The organism is Rhizobium sp. N621 (assembly GCF_001664325.1).
GTDB lineage: Bacteria > Pseudomonadota > Alphaproteobacteria > Rhizobiales > Rhizobiaceae > Rhizobium > Rhizobium esperanzae.
In genome coordinates this window covers 3,877,911-3,896,272 of record NZ_CP013495.1, presented here as the reverse complement: position 1 = coordinate 3,896,272, position 18,362 = coordinate 3,877,911, and the positions used below count along the sequence as shown (strand labels likewise).

General features: G+C 61.4%; 17 protein-coding genes. 9 read left to right on the top strand and 8 right to left on the bottom strand.

The window, feature by feature from the left end; all coding sequences use genetic code 11:
• Positions 1-51 precede the first annotated feature (51 nt).
• From AMK00_RS18725 to AMK00_RS18715, 3 genes are all read left to right on the top strand, one after another.
• A complete protein-coding gene (locus AMK00_RS18725) occupies positions 52-642 on the top strand; it encodes a GNAT family N-acetyltransferase (RefSeq protein ID WP_064811366.1) in 591 nt (196 codons plus the stop codon).
• Between the two features lie 220 nt (positions 643-862).
• A complete protein-coding gene (locus tag AMK00_RS18720) occupies positions 863-1,888 on the top strand; it encodes a serine hydrolase domain-containing protein (RefSeq protein ID WP_064806345.1) in 1,026 nt (341 codons plus the stop codon).
• 109 nt (positions 1,889-1,997) lie between these two features.
• Positions 1,998-3,152: a GGDEF domain-containing protein gene (locus tag AMK00_RS18715; RefSeq protein ID WP_064811365.1), complete on the top strand. Its 1,155-nt coding sequence runs from the start codon at positions 1,998-2,000 to the stop codon at positions 3,150-3,152.
• 28 nt (positions 3,153-3,180) lie between these two features.
• Here AMK00_RS18715 and cysE read toward each other — a convergent pair whose 3' ends face one another.
• The 5 genes from cysE to AMK00_RS18690 form a co-directional block, all read right to left on the bottom strand.
• Entirely contained in the window at positions 3,181-3,999 is an 819-nt protein-coding gene (cysE, locus tag AMK00_RS18710; protein WP_064811364.1) for a serine O-acetyltransferase, read from the bottom strand.
• Positions 4,000-4,088: 89 nt separating this feature from the next.
• On the bottom strand, positions 4,089-4,583 hold the full coding sequence (locus AMK00_RS18705; protein ID WP_064811363.1) for a GNAT family N-acetyltransferase: 495 nt from the start codon (positions 4,581-4,583) through the stop codon (positions 4,089-4,091).
• A 16-nt stretch (positions 4,584-4,599) separates the two neighbouring features.
• On the bottom strand, positions 4,600-5,589 hold the full coding sequence (locus AMK00_RS18700) for a WD40 repeat domain-containing protein (protein WP_064811362.1): 990 nt from the start codon (positions 5,587-5,589) through the stop codon (positions 4,600-4,602).
• On the bottom strand, positions 5,589-6,683 hold the full coding sequence (locus AMK00_RS18695; RefSeq protein WP_064811361.1) for a CobW family GTP-binding protein: 1,095 nt from the start codon (positions 6,681-6,683) through the stop codon (positions 5,589-5,591). The genes AMK00_RS18700 and AMK00_RS18695 overlap by 1 nt, the downstream gene beginning before the upstream one ends.
• 145 nt (positions 6,684-6,828) lie before the next feature.
• Positions 6,829-7,617, bottom strand: a complete 789-nt coding sequence (locus AMK00_RS18690; protein ID WP_064811360.1) for a creatininase family protein — start codon at positions 7,615-7,617, stop codon at positions 6,829-6,831.
• An 85-nt stretch (positions 7,618-7,702) separates the two neighbouring features.
• Between AMK00_RS18690 and AMK00_RS18685 the strand changes: the two genes are divergently transcribed.
• From AMK00_RS18685 to AMK00_RS18675, 3 genes are all read left to right on the top strand, one after another.
• Positions 7,703-8,215, top strand: coding sequence for a MarR family winged helix-turn-helix transcriptional regulator (locus AMK00_RS18685; protein WP_064811359.1), 513 nt, complete (start codon positions 7,703-7,705; stop codon positions 8,213-8,215).
• Positions 8,216-8,333: 118 nt separating this feature from the next.
• A complete protein-coding gene (locus AMK00_RS18680) occupies positions 8,334-9,356 on the top strand; it encodes a LacI family DNA-binding transcriptional regulator (protein ID WP_064805004.1) in 1,023 nt (340 codons plus the stop codon).
• Between the two features lie 26 nt (positions 9,357-9,382).
• Positions 9,383-10,348 carry a 2-hydroxyacid dehydrogenase gene (locus AMK00_RS18675; RefSeq protein WP_064811358.1) on the top strand — a complete coding sequence of 322 codons (966 nt, stop codon included), beginning with the start codon at positions 9,383-9,385 and terminating at the stop codon, positions 10,346-10,348.
• Positions 10,349-10,437: 89 nt separating this feature from the next.
• Here AMK00_RS18675 and AMK00_RS18670 read toward each other — a convergent pair whose 3' ends face one another.
• Positions 10,438-11,217, bottom strand: coding sequence for a gamma-glutamyl-gamma-aminobutyrate hydrolase family protein (locus tag AMK00_RS18670; protein WP_064805000.1), 780 nt, complete (start codon positions 11,215-11,217; stop codon positions 10,438-10,440).
• 291 nt (positions 11,218-11,508) lie between these two features.
• Between AMK00_RS18670 and AMK00_RS18665 the strand changes: the two genes are divergently transcribed.
• On the top strand, positions 11,509-12,615 hold the full coding sequence (locus AMK00_RS18665) for a TRAP transporter substrate-binding protein (RefSeq protein WP_064804998.1): 1,107 nt from the start codon (positions 11,509-11,511) through the stop codon (positions 12,613-12,615).
• Positions 12,616-12,695: 80 nt separating this feature from the next.
• Here AMK00_RS18665 and AMK00_RS18660 read toward each other — a convergent pair whose 3' ends face one another.
• Together AMK00_RS18660 and AMK00_RS18655 are read right to left on the bottom strand one after the other, a co-directional pair.
• Positions 12,696-14,186, bottom strand: coding sequence for a TRAP transporter large permease (locus AMK00_RS18660; RefSeq protein ID WP_064811357.1), 1,491 nt, complete (start codon positions 14,184-14,186; stop codon positions 12,696-12,698).
• Between the two features lie 20 nt (positions 14,187-14,206).
• On the bottom strand, positions 14,207-14,746 hold the full coding sequence (locus AMK00_RS18655; RefSeq protein WP_064811356.1) for a TRAP transporter small permease subunit: 540 nt from the start codon (positions 14,744-14,746) through the stop codon (positions 14,207-14,209).
• Positions 14,747-15,073: 327 nt separating this feature from the next.
• Here AMK00_RS18655 and AMK00_RS18650 point away from each other — a divergent pair, with 327 nt between their 5' ends.
• Entirely contained in the window at positions 15,074-17,377 is a 2,304-nt protein-coding gene (locus tag AMK00_RS18650) for a putative bifunctional diguanylate cyclase/phosphodiesterase (protein ID WP_064811355.1), read from the top strand.
• A 139-nt stretch (positions 17,378-17,516) separates the two neighbouring features.
• Positions 17,517-18,269, top strand: a complete 753-nt coding sequence (locus AMK00_RS18645; RefSeq protein WP_064811354.1) for an N-acyl amino acid synthase FeeM domain-containing protein — start codon at positions 17,517-17,519, stop codon at positions 18,267-18,269.
• Positions 18,270-18,362: the final 93 nt, after the last annotated feature.

The following is an 18,362-nucleotide window of genomic DNA, read 5'->3' as shown; positions in this document are numbered from 1 at the left end:
ACAATTCTCCGAAGTCACCGTCTGAAACGGTTTTGAGTGCGGGAGGCCACGATGGCCGCTGTTCTTGATTCTGTCCGCGCATTCTTTGCGCCCTCCATTTTCACCATCGACGCCGAAAATCCGTCGGATGTCGTCGCGCGTGAAAACCTGCTCGATCGCGTCATGGGCACTGACCGCCGCAAGAAGTCGTCGGAGAAAATCCGCCGCAACCGTATTCCGGCCGAAGGACTTGCGCTGGTCGCGCGTGACCGCGACGGCCATCTGATCGGCACGGTGCGGCTCTGGAACGTCGAGGCCGGCGTCAACGCCGAAGGCACGCCGATCAACGCGCTGCTGCTCGGTCCGCTGGCCGTCGATTGCCGTCACGGCGGCAAGGGCGTCGGCTCGGCCCTGATGCGCGCGGCGATCCTCGAGGCGAAGAACCGCGGGCATGGCGCCGTCCTGCTCGTCGGCGATGCCGCCTATTACGAGCGCTTCGGCTTCTTCGCTGAAAAGGCTCGCCATCTTGTCATGCCGGGTCCGTTCGAACGCTCGCGCTTTCTCGCGCTTGAGCTCACCGAAGGCTGGCTCGACGGCGCGGCTGGCATGATCGTCCCCTCGGGACGCATGCTGGCCAGCGCGCCGGTTCGCCGCGCAGCTTGAGCTGCGCGCCGCCGGCAAGTGGGGAATCTCTTTCCCAGGCCGGCGACGTCCGCGCCGCTTGATCATGCAGGCAGGCGGGTCTGCCATGGTTGCGGCGCGGATTGTCTTTCCGTGGCAGGGCGGTGAGGCGTGCGAATAATCGGCTCACCAGCAGACACGATCGCGTGAAAAGTGCCATGGGCACACGAAGATGTTGCGGCGATACCCTATCATGCGCCGCATGATCCGGATTTTTTCCCTTCTGCTTTTCTTCTGCCTGCCGTTTGGCGCAACAGGCCTGGCGTCCGCCCAGAGCACGGCGTCCGCCGCCGGGCTTGGTCCGCGTCTCGACCAAGCGGCGAGCGATCCGGCGCTGCGACCGCTCAAGACGGTGGTCGTCGCTCGCAACGGACGCGTTCTCACCGAACGCGGCTTCCACGGTCATTCGCCGTCGGAAACGACCAATATCAAATCCGCTTCGAAATCGATCATTTCGGCGCTTGTCGGTATCGCGATCGGCAAAGGACTGCTGGATGGGCCGGACCAGAAGATCGCGCCGATCCTGAAGGCCGATCTTCCCTCATCGCCTGATCCGCGCCTCAACGACATCAGCATCGGCAATCTTCTCTCCATGCAGGCGGGACTCGATCGCATGTCCGGACCGAATTATGGCCGCTGGGTCTCGTCGCGCAACTGGGTGCGCTTTGCCCTTTCGCAGCCTTTTGTCGATCAGCCCGGCGGAGAGATGCTCTATTCCACCGCATCCACGCATCTGCTTTCGGCCATTCTAACCAAGGTCAGCGGCAGGTCGACCCTGGCGCTGGCGCGCGATTGGCTCGGCCCAATCGAGGGTTTCCGCATCGGCGCATGGGAGCGCGACCCGCAGGGCATCTATCTCGGCGGCAATCAGATGGCGATGAGCGCACGCTCCCTGCTTGCTTTCGGCGAGCTTTATCGCAATGGCGGGCGCACAGCGGAGGGAGTGCAGGTGGTGCCCGCCGACTGGATCGTGCAATCCTGGCAGCGCCGCACCAATTCACGCTTCTCCGGCGACGAATATGGCTATGGCTGGTTCACACGTGAGATCGGCGGCGAGCAGGTGCATTTCGGCTGGGGTTATGGCGGCCAGATGCTTTACATCGTGCCGTCGCTCGATCTGACCGTCGTCATGACCTCGGAAGAGAGCGGTCCTTCGGCCCGAAACGGCTACCGCGATTTGCTGCACGGTCTGCTGGCCGACATTATCGGCACGGTGCGGGCGGCTTGACCACAGCGGCGCAGGGAAAACCGCCTTTCGTTCAATTCTTAACGAAGGCTCCAATCAAACCGCAAAATGCTTGCTGTAGGTTCCGCGACCAGAACCTCGGAAAAGCACCATGCTACTGGATCTCAGGACGATCTATTTCATTGTTGCCGTAAGCTGCTTCGTGCTGGGCATTCTCCAGCTTGCAGCCTATGCGACGGGGCGCTTCGAGAAGTGGCCGCTTTGGTGGGGCTTGAGCAACCTCTTCGTCGGTGTCGGTTCCTTCCTCGTCGCGCTGCGCAATCTCGTTCCCTATGCGGTTTCGGTCGACGGCGGCAACGTCGTCACCATCATCGGCTATATGCTGATGTTTTTTGCCGTGCGCGTCTTTTCAGGACGGGTTCTCGACCAGCGCACTTTCTGGCTTGCCATCGTTCTCGTCAGCGTGCCTGTCGTGCTTATCGTCAGCGATCCCGCAGCGGTCTCGGCAAGGCTCCTCTACGTCTCCGTCAACTGCTGCCTTTGCGATCTTGCGGTCGCAAGGGAGGCGATCAGCATCGTCTGCCGCGAGAAGCTCTATTCAGCCGGTCTGCTCGTCGGCCTCTATGTCTGCACCGCCATGATCTTTGCGGTGCGCAGCATGCTCGCGGCAACCGGTGAGATCGGCGGGCCGGATCCATTCGGCGGCAGCGTGGTCCATAGCTGGATGGCGGTATCGGCGGTGGCTTTCATCATGCTGCGCAGCATGGCCATGGTGCTGATGGCGGCCGAGCGCAGCCGCAATCAGCTGACCGAACTCGCCCATCACGATTTGCTGACCGGCGCGCTCAATCGGGGCGGCCTTGCCCAGCATTTACCCGCTCTCGCTTCCCAGCCGATATCACTGCTGATCATCGATATCGATCATTTCAAGCAGCTGAACGACAGGCACGGCCACGCCGCTGGTGATGACATCCTGCGGCTTTTTGCCAGCCTTTCCAAGGGCATCATGCGCTCAAGCGATCTGCTCGCCCGCCAAGGCGGGGACGAGTTCCTGGCGGTGCTGAAAAACATCTCACAGGAAGATGCGATGGCTATTGCCGAGCGCATCCGTCTCGACTTCGCCGCCGCCGCCATGCAGTGGCCGGATCTCGCCGTCTTTCCGACGCTCAGCATCGGCGTCGCCACGCGGGAAGGCGGCGGAGATTTCGAACGGCTCGTGCACAAGGCCGATGAGGCGCTCTATCGCTCGAAGCGCGAAGGCCGAAATCGCGTTGAAGCCTTTTGGGAAAACCAGCAAGCGGCATAGCGCGTGGGCGCGACCCTGTAGGGATTACCTAAATATTCTGATCCATCGTCTCGGCCGGGATTTCGTCGCTACGGTGGATACGAACGACGGCGGCCGGCACGCCGGCGACCGTGCAATGTTCGGGGACCGGCTTCAGCACGACACTGCCGGCGGCGATTTTGCTGAAGGCGCCGATTTCGATGTTGCCGAGGATCTTGGCGCCCGCGCCGATCATGACGCCGTGGCGGATCTTCGGATGACGGTCGCCCGTCTCCTTGCCGGTGCCGCCGAGCGTGACGTTCTGCAGGATCGATACTTCGTCTTCGATCACCGCCGTTTCGCCGATGACGATGCCCGAGCCATGGTCGAGCATGATGGCGGCGCCGATCTGGGCTGCCGGATGGATATCCGGGCCGAAGACCAGCGAGGCCAGATTGGCGAGCCATGTGGCGATTTCCGGGCGGCCGCCGTTCCAGAGCGCATGGGCGATGCGATGGGTCTGCAGCGCATGGAAGCCCTTGAGGTTCAGAAGCGCGTGCAGAAACGTCGTGCAGGCGGGATCACGCTCGCGCACGGCAGCGAGATCTGCCTCGACTTTCCGCATGATGTCGTCATCAAGCGTGGACAGGATGAGGTCGAACAAATCGCCCGTTTCAACTTGCGGCACCGAAAGCCGCGCGGTCAGCACACGGGCGAGGATCTCATGGCTGCCGGCAGCGTCCGTCACCTGCTCGGCAAGCAGTCGCTGCAATATCGGCTCGCGCACGGCAAGCTCGCCCGCCTCGGCGCGGATCACGGCCCAGATGGATACGCCGCCCGAGGATTGCGGCTGTTGCTCGGCCAAGCCGAGGCCGGTCGATTTCGGCATTGACGTTTCCTCTGTCAGCCACGGCGCAGGCAATGCCCGCGTGGATTTTCATGTTTCGCCCGGCCAAGGCATTTGGCAAGCCCGATCTTCTAATCGGACGGTTTCAGGCTGAGCGTCGGTTTGGGAAGACGGCGCCAATGATAGAGCACGTCAGGCTCTTTTTCCTCGTTGTCGGCGCCGTCGGTCTCTTCCTCGGCGGTGAAGCCATGCCGCTCGTAGAAAGCGCGTGCGCCCGTATTGCGCTGGAATGTCCAGAGCCGGATCTCATTCATCTCCTCCCTGGCGCAGCCGAGGAGGAGGGAGCCGATGCCCATGGCCTGGAAGTCGGGGAGAACGTAAAACTGCTCTATCCAGTTATCGCCATGGGCGATGACGCCGACGAGTTTGTTTGCCATGGCGGCGCCGAGGATCGTGCAGTTCGGCAGGAGATGCATGCGCCAATACTGCTCTTCTTCCTCAGGCGTGTGCAGAACGGGCAGCCAGGGCAGGCGCTGCCAGAGCGCCACGCGCCTGATCTCAACCGCAGCCCGCATGTGGTCGGCGCCGAGCGTCACGAGTTCGGGTTCCGTCAAGGCGCCATCCATTGCCGGCAAGGCGACCTCAGGCCGAAATGTCGACGACGCCGCAATCGCCGGCTTCCGAGGCGAAAGCAAGCAGCTTGCCGTCCCTGCTCCAGCTCATCGCCGTGATCGCGCCCTTGCCGGGGCGGCGCAGCAGCGCTTCCTTGTTGTCGGCAACGCGCACAGCGAGGATCATGCCGTCAACGAAGCCGATGGCGAGGATATCTTCCAGCGGATGGAATTTCACCGAGGTCGCCATGATGTTGGCGCGGGTGCCGAGTTCCAGCGGCGCCTTGCCCATCGGCCCGTCCTTGCCCTGGAAAGGCCAGACGATGGCCGCCGGCGCGCCCGAGGAGGCGAGCCATTTGCCCTTGACCGACCAAGAGAGGGATTTCACCTTGGCGGGATAGCCGGTCATGCGCATGTGGCGGGCTTCGGCGCCGGGCTTGCTATCGAGCTTCCAGCCGTGCAGCGCGTTTTCCTGCATCGAGGTGACGAGGAAATTACCATCCGGCGAGAAGGTGACGCCGGTATGCGCGCCCTTCCATTCGAGATCGACCGGTTTAGCGCTCATACCGACCCAATGCAGCGACACGCCGTTGTAACGGGCAGCGGCGATGCGTAGACCCTTCGGCGCGAAGGCGAGGCCTTCGACGGTGCGCTCCTCGGGAAATTCCTTGGTCGTGCCGTCGGCAAGGCGCACGAGCGAACTTTTGCCGTAAGAATAAGCGATGGCGCCTTGCGGGCCGGCCGCGACCTGCGAAATCCATTTGCGCGGTGCGGTCGCGAGTTCGCTGACGCTGCCGTCGGCGGCGATGCGCAGGACCTTGCCGTCCTCGCCGCCGGAGATCAGGCTGTCGGTATAAGGATCGCGGATCGCGGTGAGCATGCCCAGATGGGCTTCTGAAACCCTCTCGCCGCCGTCCAGCCGGTGAAACGTGCCGTTTGCGTTTGCGAAGAAGGGAACATCACCTAAAAATTCGACGGCCAGAATGTGGCCGTCGAGATCAAGCGGCGCAACTGTCGGCATCAGGCGGCTGCCTCGCAGGCCTTGAACGAAGCCTCGAGTTTTTCGCGGTCGAGATCGCGGCCGATGAAGACGAGACGGCTTTCATGCTTCTCGCCATCCTTCCACGGCCGCTGGTGATCACCCTCGATGATCATGTGCACGCCCTGGACGACGTAACGCTGGGGATCGTCTTTGAAGGCGATGATGCCCTTGAGGCGAAGAATGTTCGGGCCCTGCACCTGGGTGACTTTCTGAATCCACGGGAAGAAGCGCTCGGGATTCATCTCGCCGCCGCGCAGCGACACCGACTGCACCGTCACATCATGGATCGCGGACATCGCGCCATGATGATGGTCGTGCCCATGATGATCGTGATCATGGCCATGATGGTGGTGGTCGTGATCATGGTGATCATGATCGCAATCCGGGCCGCAGACGTGGTCGTCATGGCCATGTTCCAGAAAATGCGGATCGTTTTCGAGGGCGCGCTCCAGGTTGAAGGCGCCCTGATCGAGCACGCGGGCGAGATCGACGCCGGAGCGGCTGGTCTTGTAGACGCGGGCAGCCGGGTTGATGGCGCGGACGATGTCTTCGATCACATCCAGTTCGTCCGGGGTCACGAGGTCGCTCTTGTTGATGACGACGACGTCGGCGAAGGCGATCTGGTCTTCGGCCTCGCGGCTGTCCTTCAGGCGCAGCGGCAAGTGCTTGGCGTCGACGAGGGCGATGACGGCGTCGAGCTCGGTCTTGGCGCGAACGTCATCGTCCATGAAGAAGGTCTGGGCGACCGGTACCGGATCGGCAAGGCCGGTCGTCTCGACGATGATGCCGTCGAAACGGCCGGGGCGGCGCATCAGGCCTTCGACGACGCGGATCAGGTCGCCGCGCACCGTGCAACAGACGCAGCCGTTATTCATCTCGTAGATTTCTTCATCCGACTCGACGATCAGGTCGTTGTCGATGCCGATTTCGCCGAACTCGTTGACGATGACCGCATATTTTTTGCCGTGGTTTTCGGAGAGGATGCGGTTGAGCAAGGTCGTCTTTCCGGCACCGAGATAACCGGTGAGCACGGTGACGGGAATAGGCTTCTGGGTGGAGATCGCGTCGGTCATGAGAACCTCTAAATTAGGCGTACGGCCGAACGGCGTAGGATCGGCCGCTTGAGCGGTTGGTCTCATATAATGGCATGGGCACGGCAGTTCAAAGGATTTTATATGTTATAAGATCACATCGCCGCGCGATGCGGATGATCGCTTTTCAACGGAGCTCACCGAGGTCGAATACATCGACATCCTCCAGAAGTTCCACCAGCCCCTTCACCGCATGGGCAATCAGCGCCTCGCCCTTTTCGGCCGTCGCAACCGCGGCATTGCCTGCGACGCCCGATTTATTGAGATCCGACATCTTCCAGCCGAAGGCATGCGGGCCGTAGGCGCGCAGGTGCTTGAAGCGGGTGGCGAATTCCGTCTGCCGCGAGGGAAAATCCTCAGCCTTTGCCATGTCTACCTTGTCGGGGTGAAGCGCCAGCATGACGGAGGTCTCGATATCGCCGCCATGGATACCGATCGCCTTTTCCTCCGGTGCAATCACGCCATCCGGCAAGCCGAAACGGGTCCAGCTCGTCGCCACAGCCAGCATGGCAAAGCGGACCCGCGCCTCGGTCGCGACGACTGATATCAGAGGCGAATTGCCGCCATGGGCGTTCAGCATCACGAATTTGCGAATGTCTCTCTTCGCCAGCCTTTCGGCAATGCCGAGCCACCGGTTGACCGCTTCGTCGAAGGCGAGCGTCTTCGTTCCTTCAACATCCATGTGCTCTATGGAATAGCCGACCGATTCGGCGGGCAGGAAGGTGACCGGCAGGCCGGCGGGCAGGGCCGCCTTCAATCGTCCGGCGATGCCTTCGGCAATCAGCGTGTCGGTTTCGAAGGGCAGGTGAGGGCCGTGCTGCTCATGGGCGCCGAGCGGCAGCACGGCGATCGGGCGGCGTGCGCCGGGGGCGCGAACCGCGCCGCTGTCGTCGAAGCGGGGCGAAGGCGTCATCATCCGGTCGTTGCCTCTTGTTTATGACGAGATCATGGGCAATGTCATATCGCAGCGGCGTCGGGGCTTAAAGATCAAAGGGATGGCTATGGGAAAGAAGCATAAGGACGGCAAGAAGAGCAAGTCCAAGAAGAAGGACCAGACGGAGTACACGCTTGTCGATCTTTCTCCGGCGCTCACCCAGGCGGCCCGTTCCATGCGCACGGTGCTCTCGCGCAACCTGTTCGAAAGCGGTCTCTATGCCGGCCAGGACGGCGTCATTCTCTCGCTTGCCGAGAGCGATGGCATGACGGCGGGCGGTCTTGCGCAAAAGCTCGGCGTCAAGGCGCCGACGATGACACGGACGATTGGCCGCATGGAGGCGCAGGGCTTTCTCGAGCGCAAGCCCGATGCCGAGGATGCGCGCCTCACCAAGGTCTATCTCACTGCGCTCGGCCGTGAGAGCGTGCGGGCGATCGAGATGGCGGCCTCGGCCTGCGACAGGCTGGCGACGCAGGAATTTTCAGAAAAGGAAATCCGCAATCTGGTTCGCCTGCTGAAGGCGATCGACGCCAATCTGCAGGCCGAAGCGCATGCCATCGAAGAGCCGGACGAAGACTGAAATTTCTCCTGAAAGACGAATTGCGTCCGCCGGTTAAATCTTTTAATTAAACAGTTTAAGGGTCGCGCCGGTTTTCGGCGTGGTCTTGCTGTCTTGCGTGCTGCCTGGAGGAGGACACGTGGCCCAGAAGATCAAGCTTTCGACAATTGCCGAGACGCTCGGCATTTCAACGGCGACCGTGTCGCTCGCCTTGCGCGACAGTCCGCTGGTTGCCGGCAATACGCGGGAGAAGATCAAGGAGCAGGCGCGCGCGCTCGGCTACATCTACAATCGCCGTGCCGCCAGCCTGCGTACCTCGCGCTCCGGCATCATCGGCGTCGTTGTCCACGACATCATGAATCCGTTCTACGGTGAGATTCTGAAGGCGATTGAAAGCGAGCTCGATCGCAGCCGCCACACCTTCATCCTTTCCAATCACTACGACAATGTCGAGAAACAGCGCACCTTCATCGAGACGCTCCTGCAGCTCGGCGGCGACGGCGTCATCATGTCGCCGGCGATCGGCACGCCGCCTGAGGACGTGCAACTGGCGGAAGAAAACGGTATGCCGGCGATCCTCGTTGCCCGCTCGATGGAAGGGCAGGACCTGCCGACCTATCGCGGCGACGACAGCTACGGCATCTCGCTTGCCACCAACCACCTGATCGGCCTCGGCCACCGCTCGATCGCCATGATCGGCGGTACGGACCAGACATCCACCGGCCGCGACCGCTACCAGGGCTATGTCAACGCCCTGCGCAAGGCGGGCATCGAAGTCGATCCGAATCTGCGCATTCCGGGACCCCGCTCGAAGCAGGGCGGTTTCGAGGCGGCGGTGCATTTCCTCTCGCTGCCGCAGAAGCCGACGGCGGCCGTTTGCTGGAACGATCTCGTCGCGATCGGCCTGATGAACGGCATTGCCCGCGCCGGCCTGGTGCCGGGCCGGGATATCTCCGTCACCGGTTATGACGATCTCGAGGAGGCCTCGATTGCCACGCCGGCGCTGACAACCGTCTGGAACGGCCAGACCGAAGTCGGCCGTCTGGCCGCGCGCGCGCTTCTCGACCGTCTTGCCGGCAGCCACGAACCGGACGGCATGCATTTGATCAAACCGGAAATGCGCATCCGCCAGTCGACCAGTCCCCATCGGCCCCGCGCCTGAACCAGACTCTGTCCAAGAGGAAAGCCATGTCCCGCATCGCCATTCTCGTTCCCGGGAAGATACACGAACGTGTTCTCGAAAGGCTGAAGGATCGTTTTGAAATCATCGCTGTCGCCCGCGAGGAAAAGCTGGCGCTCGACAGCGACACCGCCGGCCGCATCCGCGGCGTCGCCGTCTCCGGCGCTTTTCCCGGCACCTGGATGGACCAGTTGCCTGGTGTCGAGGTGATCGCCAGTTTCGGCGTCGGTTATGACGGCATGGATGTGAAGCGTGCGGCCGAAAAGGGCATCGTCGTCACCAATACGCCAGACGTTTTGAACGACGAGGTTGCCGATACGGCGATCGGCCTGCTCCTGAACACGGTCCGCGAATTGCCGCGGGCCGAAGCCTGGCTGCGTGCCGGCAACTGGAAGCCGGGCACGGCTTATCCGCTGTCGCGGTTCTCCCTCAAGGGCCGTCATGTCGGGCTCTACGGCCTTGGCCGCATCGGGCTCGAGATCGCCAGGCGGCTGGAGCCGTTCAAGGTGAAGATCAGTTATCACACACGTTCGCGCCATGCGGACGCGCCCTACGATTATCACCCGACGTTGAAGGGATTGGCGGAGGCGGTGGACACGCTGATCGCCATTGTTCCGAAGACGCCGCAGACGCATAAGACGATCGATGCCGATATCCTGGCCGCTCTCGGTCCGAACGGAATTCTCGTCAATGTCGGCCGCGGCTGGACGGTTGATGAAGAAGCGCTGAGTGCCGCCCTCGCGTCAGGCGCGCTCGGTGCTGCCGGCCTCGACGTCTTTTACGAAGAGCCGAGCGTGCCGTCCGGACTGTTGGAGCCGGCCAACGCCGTGCTGCTGCCGCACGTTGCCTCGGCCTCCGTGCCAACGCGCATGGCGATGGCCGACCTGGTCGCCGACAATCTTATCGCCTGGTTCGAGAGGGGGGCGGCGCTGACGCCGGTGCCGGAAACGCCGCAAAAGTTCGACCGAGACTGAGTTCAGCGGCCTCCGAGACCGTCGTGCGTCCCTGAGGACGCACAAAGGACGCTTGTTCTTTCCGGAAATCGGCACCGATGTTCGATGCGCTAGGCGATCGCCTGCGCGGCGACAGCCGCCAGTTTGCCGGCCGCGTAGCCGCGGACGGCGTCGCCGAAGGCGGCAAACAGCCGGTTCGACGCCTTGTCGGTTTCGGCCCAATATTCCGGATGCCATTGTACGCCGACGGCGAAGGCCCCGGCATCGATGACGGAAACGGCCTCCACCGTGCCGTCTTCGGCGGTCGCTTCCACCTGCAGGCGCGGCGCGGTTCTGGCGATCGCCTGGCGATGCAGCGAATTCACGCGGATATCGCCCGGGCCGAGAATGCCTGATATGCAGGAGCCTTCCTTGACATGGACGGTCTGGCGGATGGCGTACATGCCGTCGCGGTCGACGCCCTCCGGCCGGCGATGGTCCCAGACTCCGGGCTGCTCGTGGATCTCGCTTGCCAGCGAACCGCCGAGAGCGACGTTCAGTTCCTGAATGCCGCGACAGATGGCGAGCAGCGGGATGGCGCGGTCGATGGCGCGGCGAATGAGCGGCAGGCTGGTGGCATCGCGGGCCGGGTCGAAGGGGCCGTCCCGGTCGGTCGCCTCGGCGCCGTAAAGCGAGGGATGCACATTGCTGGCTGAGCCCGATACGAGCAGACCATCGACGCGGTCGAGCACCGCGTCGGGATCGTAGCCTGCCTCGAAGGCAGGGATCATGAAGGCCATGACGCCGGCCGCATTCAATGCGGCACTGAGATATTGATGCTGGACGGCATGCCAGGTCGCGCCGTCGAAGCTGCGGATATCGGCAGGAATGGCAACGATCGGTTTCGTCATGTTTGCACCGGTAAAATCTTCTGCTCGTCGTTTTTGCCGCCAGAACCACCGTGAAGTCAACGTCTGGTTTTGTCCGATGACCCATTGCGCCGCAAACGACGCCGCGGCTCCGGGGCTCGCGCTAAGCTGCTGATTTTGATGGGCGCCTCGCGCACTCCCTATTGCTATCCTGATGCCAAAGGCTAATAGACTAAAGCTTGAATCGCGGCCCCCTCCATGCTTAGCTCTGCCCTCGCTGCGGGTAGGGATGAAGATTGGCCGCGCAGTGCCATCTATACGGGAGGTTTTTTGATGGATCGTCGTTCGTTTTTCAAGAAGGCGGGAACCGCCAGTGCCGGCGCGGTTGCCGCAACGGCGCTGGCAGCGCCTGCGATCGCGCAAGAGAATCCAAAGATCGCGTGGCGCATGACGTCGTCGTTTCCGAAGAGCTTGGATACGATCTATGGCGGTGCCGAAGACATCGCCAAGCATGTTGCCGCCGCGACCGACGGCAATTTCACCATCCAGCCTTTCGCGGCCGGTGAAGTCGTGCCGGGCCTGCAGGCTGTCGATGCGGTGGCCGCCGGGACCGTCGAGGCAGCCCACACCACCTCCTATTATTTCGTCGGCAAGGATCCGGCCTATGCCTTCGGAACAGCCATCCCGTTTGGATTGAACAGCCGCCTGACCAACGCCTGGTTCTACGAAGGCAACGGCAATACGCTGATGAACGAGTTCTACGCCACGCAGGGCATGTATGCCCTGCCGGCCGGCAATACCGGCGCACAGATGGGCGGCTGGTTCCGCAAGGAAATCAATACGCTTGACGATCTGAAGGGCGTGAAGATGCGCATTGCCGGCCTTGCCGGACGCATCATGGAGAAGGTCGGCGTCGTCCCGCAGCAGATCGCCGGCGGCGACATCTACCCGGCGCTTGAAAAGGGAACGATCGATGCGGCTGAGTTCGTCGGTCCCTATGACGACCTGAAGCTCGGCTTCCACAAAGTGGCGAAATACTACTATTACCCGGGCTGGTGGGAAGGCGGCCCGACGGTGCATGCCTTCTTCAATCTGGATAAATGGAGCAACCTGCCGAAGCATTATCAGGCAGCGCTCACCGACGCCTGCGCCTTCGCCAACACCAACATGCTGGCGAAATACGACATGAAGAACCCGACGGCGCTAAAACAGCTCGTTGCGGAGGGTGCGACGTTGCGCCCGTTCAGCCAGGAGATCATGGAAGCCTGCTTCCAGGCGGCAATGGGCATCTACGGCGAAATCTCGGCCAACAACCAGTATTTCAAGAAGATCTACGAGGATCAGACCGCCTTCAAGCGCGACGCCTATCTGTGGATGCAGCTTTCGGAATACACCTTCGATACGTTCATGATGATTCAGCAGCGGGCCGGAAAGCTCTAGGCTTTCCGCGACCGGCATCGACGCTTTAGGCGAATGCAAGCAAAAACCCCGGATCGTTGATCCGGGGTTTTTTTGTTTGGCTATTTGCCAGGCGCCGGTGTTGCTCCGGGAAGGCCGTTCAGCGGCGGCAGGGTGAGGCCCGGTATCTGCGGCGAGCCGTTGCCGCCGCCCACCGGCGGCAGGCCGAGCTGGCCGCCGAAGCCGGGCACTTCGATCTTGATCGAGTTCGGATCGACCTTCGGGCCATGGTCCAGCCAGTAGGTGACCGATTGCGGCCAGAAGATCACGATCGCAACCAGGATGATCTGCATGCCGACCCAGGGCAGGGCGCCCATGTAGATATCCGAGGTCTTGACGTCCTTGCTGGCGATCGAGCGGAGGTAGAACAGCGCAAAGCCGAAGGGCGGATGCATGAAGCTGGTCTGCATGTTGACGCAGATCAGGACGCCGAACCAGATCAGGTCGATCCCAAGGCTGGAGGCAACGGGGGCGAGCATCGGAATGACGATGAAAGCGATCTCGAAAAAATCGAGGAAGAAGGCAAGCACGAAGATGAAGATGTTGACGAAGATCAGGAAACCGACCGGGCCGCCGGGAATGCCCGACAGCATGTGCTCGATCCAGCGCGAACCATCCATGCCCTGGAAGACGAGGCTGAAACAGGTGGAGCCGATCAGGATCATCACCACCATTGACGTAATATGGGTGGTCGATGTCATTGCTTCGCGGATCAGCGGCCAGGTGAGACGGCGGTTCATGGCTGCCAGCGCCATGGCGCCGACGACGCCGAGCGCGCCGGCTTCCGTTGGCGTGGCAAGGCCCATAAAAATCGTACCGAGCACGAGGAAGATCAGCACGATCGAGGGCACCATGCCCATCAGCACTTTCGCCAAAAGCGCCCAGTTGAAATCGCCGCGCACCTCTTTCGGCAGCGGCGGCATCGATTTCGGCTGGATGATCGACATCACCAGGATGAAGAGCACGAAAATCGTCACCTGCAGGATCGAGGGGCCGATGGCGCCGAGATACATGTCGCCGACCGATCTGCCCAGCTGGTCGGCGAGAACGACGAGCACGAGCGAGGGTGGGATCACCTGGGTTATGGTGCCGGAAGCGGCGATGACGCCGGTGGCAAGGCGCGGGCTGTAGCCGTAGCGCAGCATGATCGGCAGCGAGATCACCCCCATGGTGATGACGGAGGCGGCTACCGTGCCGGTGATGGCGCCGAGCACGGCGCCGACGAGGATGACGGCATAGGCGAGGCCGCCGGGAATGCCGCCGAAGAGCTTGCCGGTGCCTTCGAGCAGATCCTCGGCAAGGCCGCAGCGTTCTAATATCGCTCCCATGAAGGTGAAGAAGGGAATGGCGAGCAAGAGGTCGTTGGAGACGATGCCGAAAAAGCGCAGCGGCAGCGCTTGCAGAAAGGCTTCGCTGAAATGGCCGGTAACGATGCCGATGATGCCGAAGAACATACCGACGGCGGCAAGCGAAAATGCGACCGGAAAGCCGTAGAGCATGAAAATGACCATGCCCAGGAACATGGCCGGCGGAATGATGCCGAAATCAAACAAAACCGTTCCCCCCAGGCGCGCTACTGCAGCGGCTTTTCGTATTTGGTGTCGATGCTGATTTGGCCGGTCAGCGCTGCGATCCGCTTGATCAGCTCGGAAACGCCCTGAAGGGAAAGCAGTGCGAAGCCGGCGACGAGGATCAGCTTGACGGGCCAGCGGATCAGCCCACCGGCATTGCCCGATATTTCCCCCTGCCGGTAGGAAAGCGCGAAGAAGGGCCAGCAGAGCCAGGTCAGGAAGACGCAGACGGGGATGAGGAACAGGATGAGGCCGACGATGTCGATCCAGATCTTCGCCTTCTCGGACACTGCGCCATAAATCAGGTCGACACGAACGTGCTCATTGTTGCGCAGCGCATGCGAGGCGCCGAGCATGACGGCGAAGGCGAAGAGGTACCACTGGATCTCAAGCCAACCGTTCGAACTGTAGTTGAAGGTGTAGCGGACGATGGCATTACCGGCGCTGATGAGACAGCAGAACAGGATCATATATTCGGAAAGTTCGCCCATGATCCGACTGACCGAATCAATCAGCCGGCTTGCCGCCAGAAGTCTCGACATTCGTTTCCCTTATTTTTGTCCTGCCGTTTTTCGGCAGCTTTCCCTCTTTGGAATCGGTGTAGACCACGGCTTTTGAAATTGGAAGGATAAATGCCTCGCGTTGGAGCATAGTCTAAGTCGCAACAGGCAGCCTCTATGGTCTGCCAATGTTTTAACAACCCAAGCGTGGATAAATTATTTTCTGATTCTCGCCAGTAGGATGCATTATCTCGCGTAAGCTGTGGTGTTCATCCGCTGGTTTTAGAAAATTTGCCCAAATGTTTGATTCGATTGAAATCAATTTTTAAAGGGTTGGGCTTAGAATCCCCGCGCACAGGGAAAGTGTGGATGAAGCCAGATAACCCGAACAGGGTCCCTATTGATGTGTATTTGTCGTTTGTGAGCTCCCTTTCCGGGAACCGCATGACGCTTCTCGTCGGCGTGATCGTCCATGTCGCGACATGCCTTGCGGTGGCTGCCAAGACGCAGTACTCCATCTACATCCTGCTGTCGGTCGCCTTCCTTCTGGTCTTCAGCGCTCGCATGGCCATCTTCCGGCAGTTCGATCGTGTCGACAAACAAAGCCTGTCGCGCGCCGGAATCGAGCGTTGGGAGCGGGTTCTCGTTGCCGCTGGATCGTGCACCACCGCTCTTCTCGGCTTCGCCAGCGGCTACGCCATCTTCGTCGTGCATGATTCCTTTGCGGAGCTTGCCTGCATTTCCGTCACCATGGCGACGATGGTTTCCGTTGTCGGGCGCAACTACGGCTCGCGCTTCGCAGTCGACCTCCAGACGTTCTTCTGCTGCCTGCCGATGATCGTCTGCAGCCTGCTGGCGCTGGATTTCTATCGCGGCGTCCTGTCGATCTTTCTCATCCCCTTCTGGCTGACGACGCGGGCGATGGCGAACGGCGTGCGCGAATTCCTGTATGAGAATGTTATCGCGCGCCGGGAAATCACCATCATCGCCGACCGTTTCGACACGGCGCTCAACAACATGCCGCATGGCCTCGTCATGGTCGATGCCGAAAACCGCATCCAGGTTGTCAACCGCAAGGCCTGCGAACTGCTGAAAATCGGTGCGCCGGAGCGGCTGAAGGATCGCGATCTTGGCGCCGTGCTGCGCTATGGCGCACGCTACAGCTTCATGGACGCCTCACAGCCGGAGCTCATCCTGCGCCAGCTCACCCAGGTGGCCGAAGGCAACCTGTCGCGCACGCTCGTTCATTTTCCCGAGAGCCTGTCGCTCGAATTCTCAGCCAGCCGCAGGGCCGACGGTGGCGCGGTGCTGATCTTCGAAGACGTATCCAGCCGTGTGAAGGCCGAGCAGAAGATCATGCACATGGTCCGCTTCGATGCGCTGACCGGCCTGCCGAACCGCGAATATTTCGGCCAGCTGGTGCAGGAGTATCTCGCCAAACATTCGAGGAAATCGGGGCCACTCGGCTTTATGGTCCTCGATATCGATGAGTTCAAACATGTCAACGACATGCGCGGTCACGTCACTGGCGACCATCTGCTTTGCGCCATCGCCGCCCGCATCAAACAGGTCTGTGGCAACGCGATCCTCGGCCGGCTGATGGGCGACCAGTTCATCCTGTTCTTCCCGCATGCGAAGGAGCCGGCCTCACTCGACCTCGAGATCCGCCGCGTGCACGCTGCGATCCAAGGCCATTATGAGGTCGATGAGCTGACCTTCCTCATTTCGCTCAGTGCTGGTTACGCCATTCTCGAAAGTTCCGCTTTCGCGATGGACGAATGGAGCGTCAAGGCGGATCTTGCGCTGTTCGAGAGCAAGTCGCGCTTCAGGGGCGGCATATCAGGCTTCGAGCGCGAGATGGACGGGCGCTATATCGAGCAGCAGAAGCTGAAAGCAGACCTTCGCGAGGCGGTCTCTGCCCAGGCGCTGCATCTCGTCTTCCAGCCAATGTTCCGAGCCGACGGCTCGCGCATCGAATGCGCCGAGGCGTTGGCGCGTTGGGTGCATCCGGAGAAGGGCTCGATTCCGCCTGATGTCTTCATTCGGCTCGCCGAGGATATGGGCATCATCTCCGACATCACCCGTTTCGTGCTGTTCAAGGCCTGCAGCGAATGCATGACCTGGCCGGAGCACATCGCCGTCTCAGTCAACCTCTCGGCGCGAGATTTGCGCGATGCCGACATTCTGTCGGTGGTCGCCGACGCGCTTGCCCATTCCGGGCTCGACGCGGCGCGGCTGCATCTCGAAGTCACCGAAAGCTGCCTCATCGACGAGCCGCAGGCTGTGCGCGCCATCCTGGCGGAACTCAGAGCCCGCGGCATCACCATCGCGATCGACGATTTCGGCACCGGCTTCTCCAGCCTCAGCTACCTCGACACGCTGCCGCTCGATATCGTCAAGATCGACCGTTCCTTCGTGCGCAATATCGTCGAGGATACCCGTCGCCTCAAGCTCTTGCGCGGCACGGTCAATCTTGCGCGCGAGCTCGGCCTCAAGATCGTCATCGAGGGGGTCGAGACCGAGGAGCAGCTCGCTCTGCTCAACAAGCACCGCAGCACCGATCTGGTGCAGGGCTATGTTTTCTCGCAGCCGGTGCCTTCCCAGAACATCCCGCTCCTGCAACAGGGCGTCGGCCGCCGCGCCGTCCAACGTCGCCGCAACAAGGTCGCCTGAGCACTCGGCAGCCGCCGATTTTCCTCGTGACGCCCCCGCCGTTAACCTTAATAGTTTATAAACGGTCCGAATTACCGGATTTCCTTGCCTAAATTTCGCTGCTGTATGATTAATGATCCGTTAACGAGTGGATCAAAATATGTCAGACACACTGTTCACGCGTAGTGATTTCAGTACGAAAATTTTGGAAATTCTGGATCATGTCGAATATCGCCGTGTCGAAAGCAGCGAAGACATGGAGGAGGTGGAGCGGCTGCGCTACAAGGCCTACAAGGCCCACGGCGCGCTGTCGCTTGCCCCGGAAGGCCTATTGGACGATGTCGATTTCGACAGCCATGCCTATATCTTCGGTCTCTACTATTATGGCGAACTGGTCAGTACGATCCGAATTCATTATGTGACGCCGGAGCATCGTATCAGCCGGTCCGGAGAGGCCTTTCCCGAGGCGATGGATGAGCTTTTGGACGCCGGGCTGACCTTGATCGACCCGGCGCGTTTCGCGGCCGATCCGGAGCTCACCGCCAACATGCCATGGGTCCCCTATCTGACGCTGAGACCCGCCATCGTCGCGGCAGCGTATTTCCGGGCTGACCGCGTCATTCAGTCCGTCCGGCCCCCGCATGCCGCCTTCTACAAGCGGGTCTTCTATGCCGATACGATCGTGCCCGGCCGACTGGCGGAGAGTTACGGGGTTGATGTGACGCTGATGGCGACGAATGTGGTGGAGGTCGGGCGCAAGCTGTTGACGCGCTATCCCTTCTTCATCTCCAGCGCCAGCGAACAGCGCATGATGTTTTCGCGCACTCCCCACGATACGCTGCCGCCGCTTACCATCATTCCGACGGCGCGCTTCGTGCCGCAAGGTGAACTCGGCACCGACCTGCCGCTGTAATTTCTCCTGCTCTGCGAATGAGGAGAGGTTATGCAGCGGTGACGAGATCCGCAGCCGGCGCCCTCACGTATTTTTCCTTGCGGAAGAAGGTGG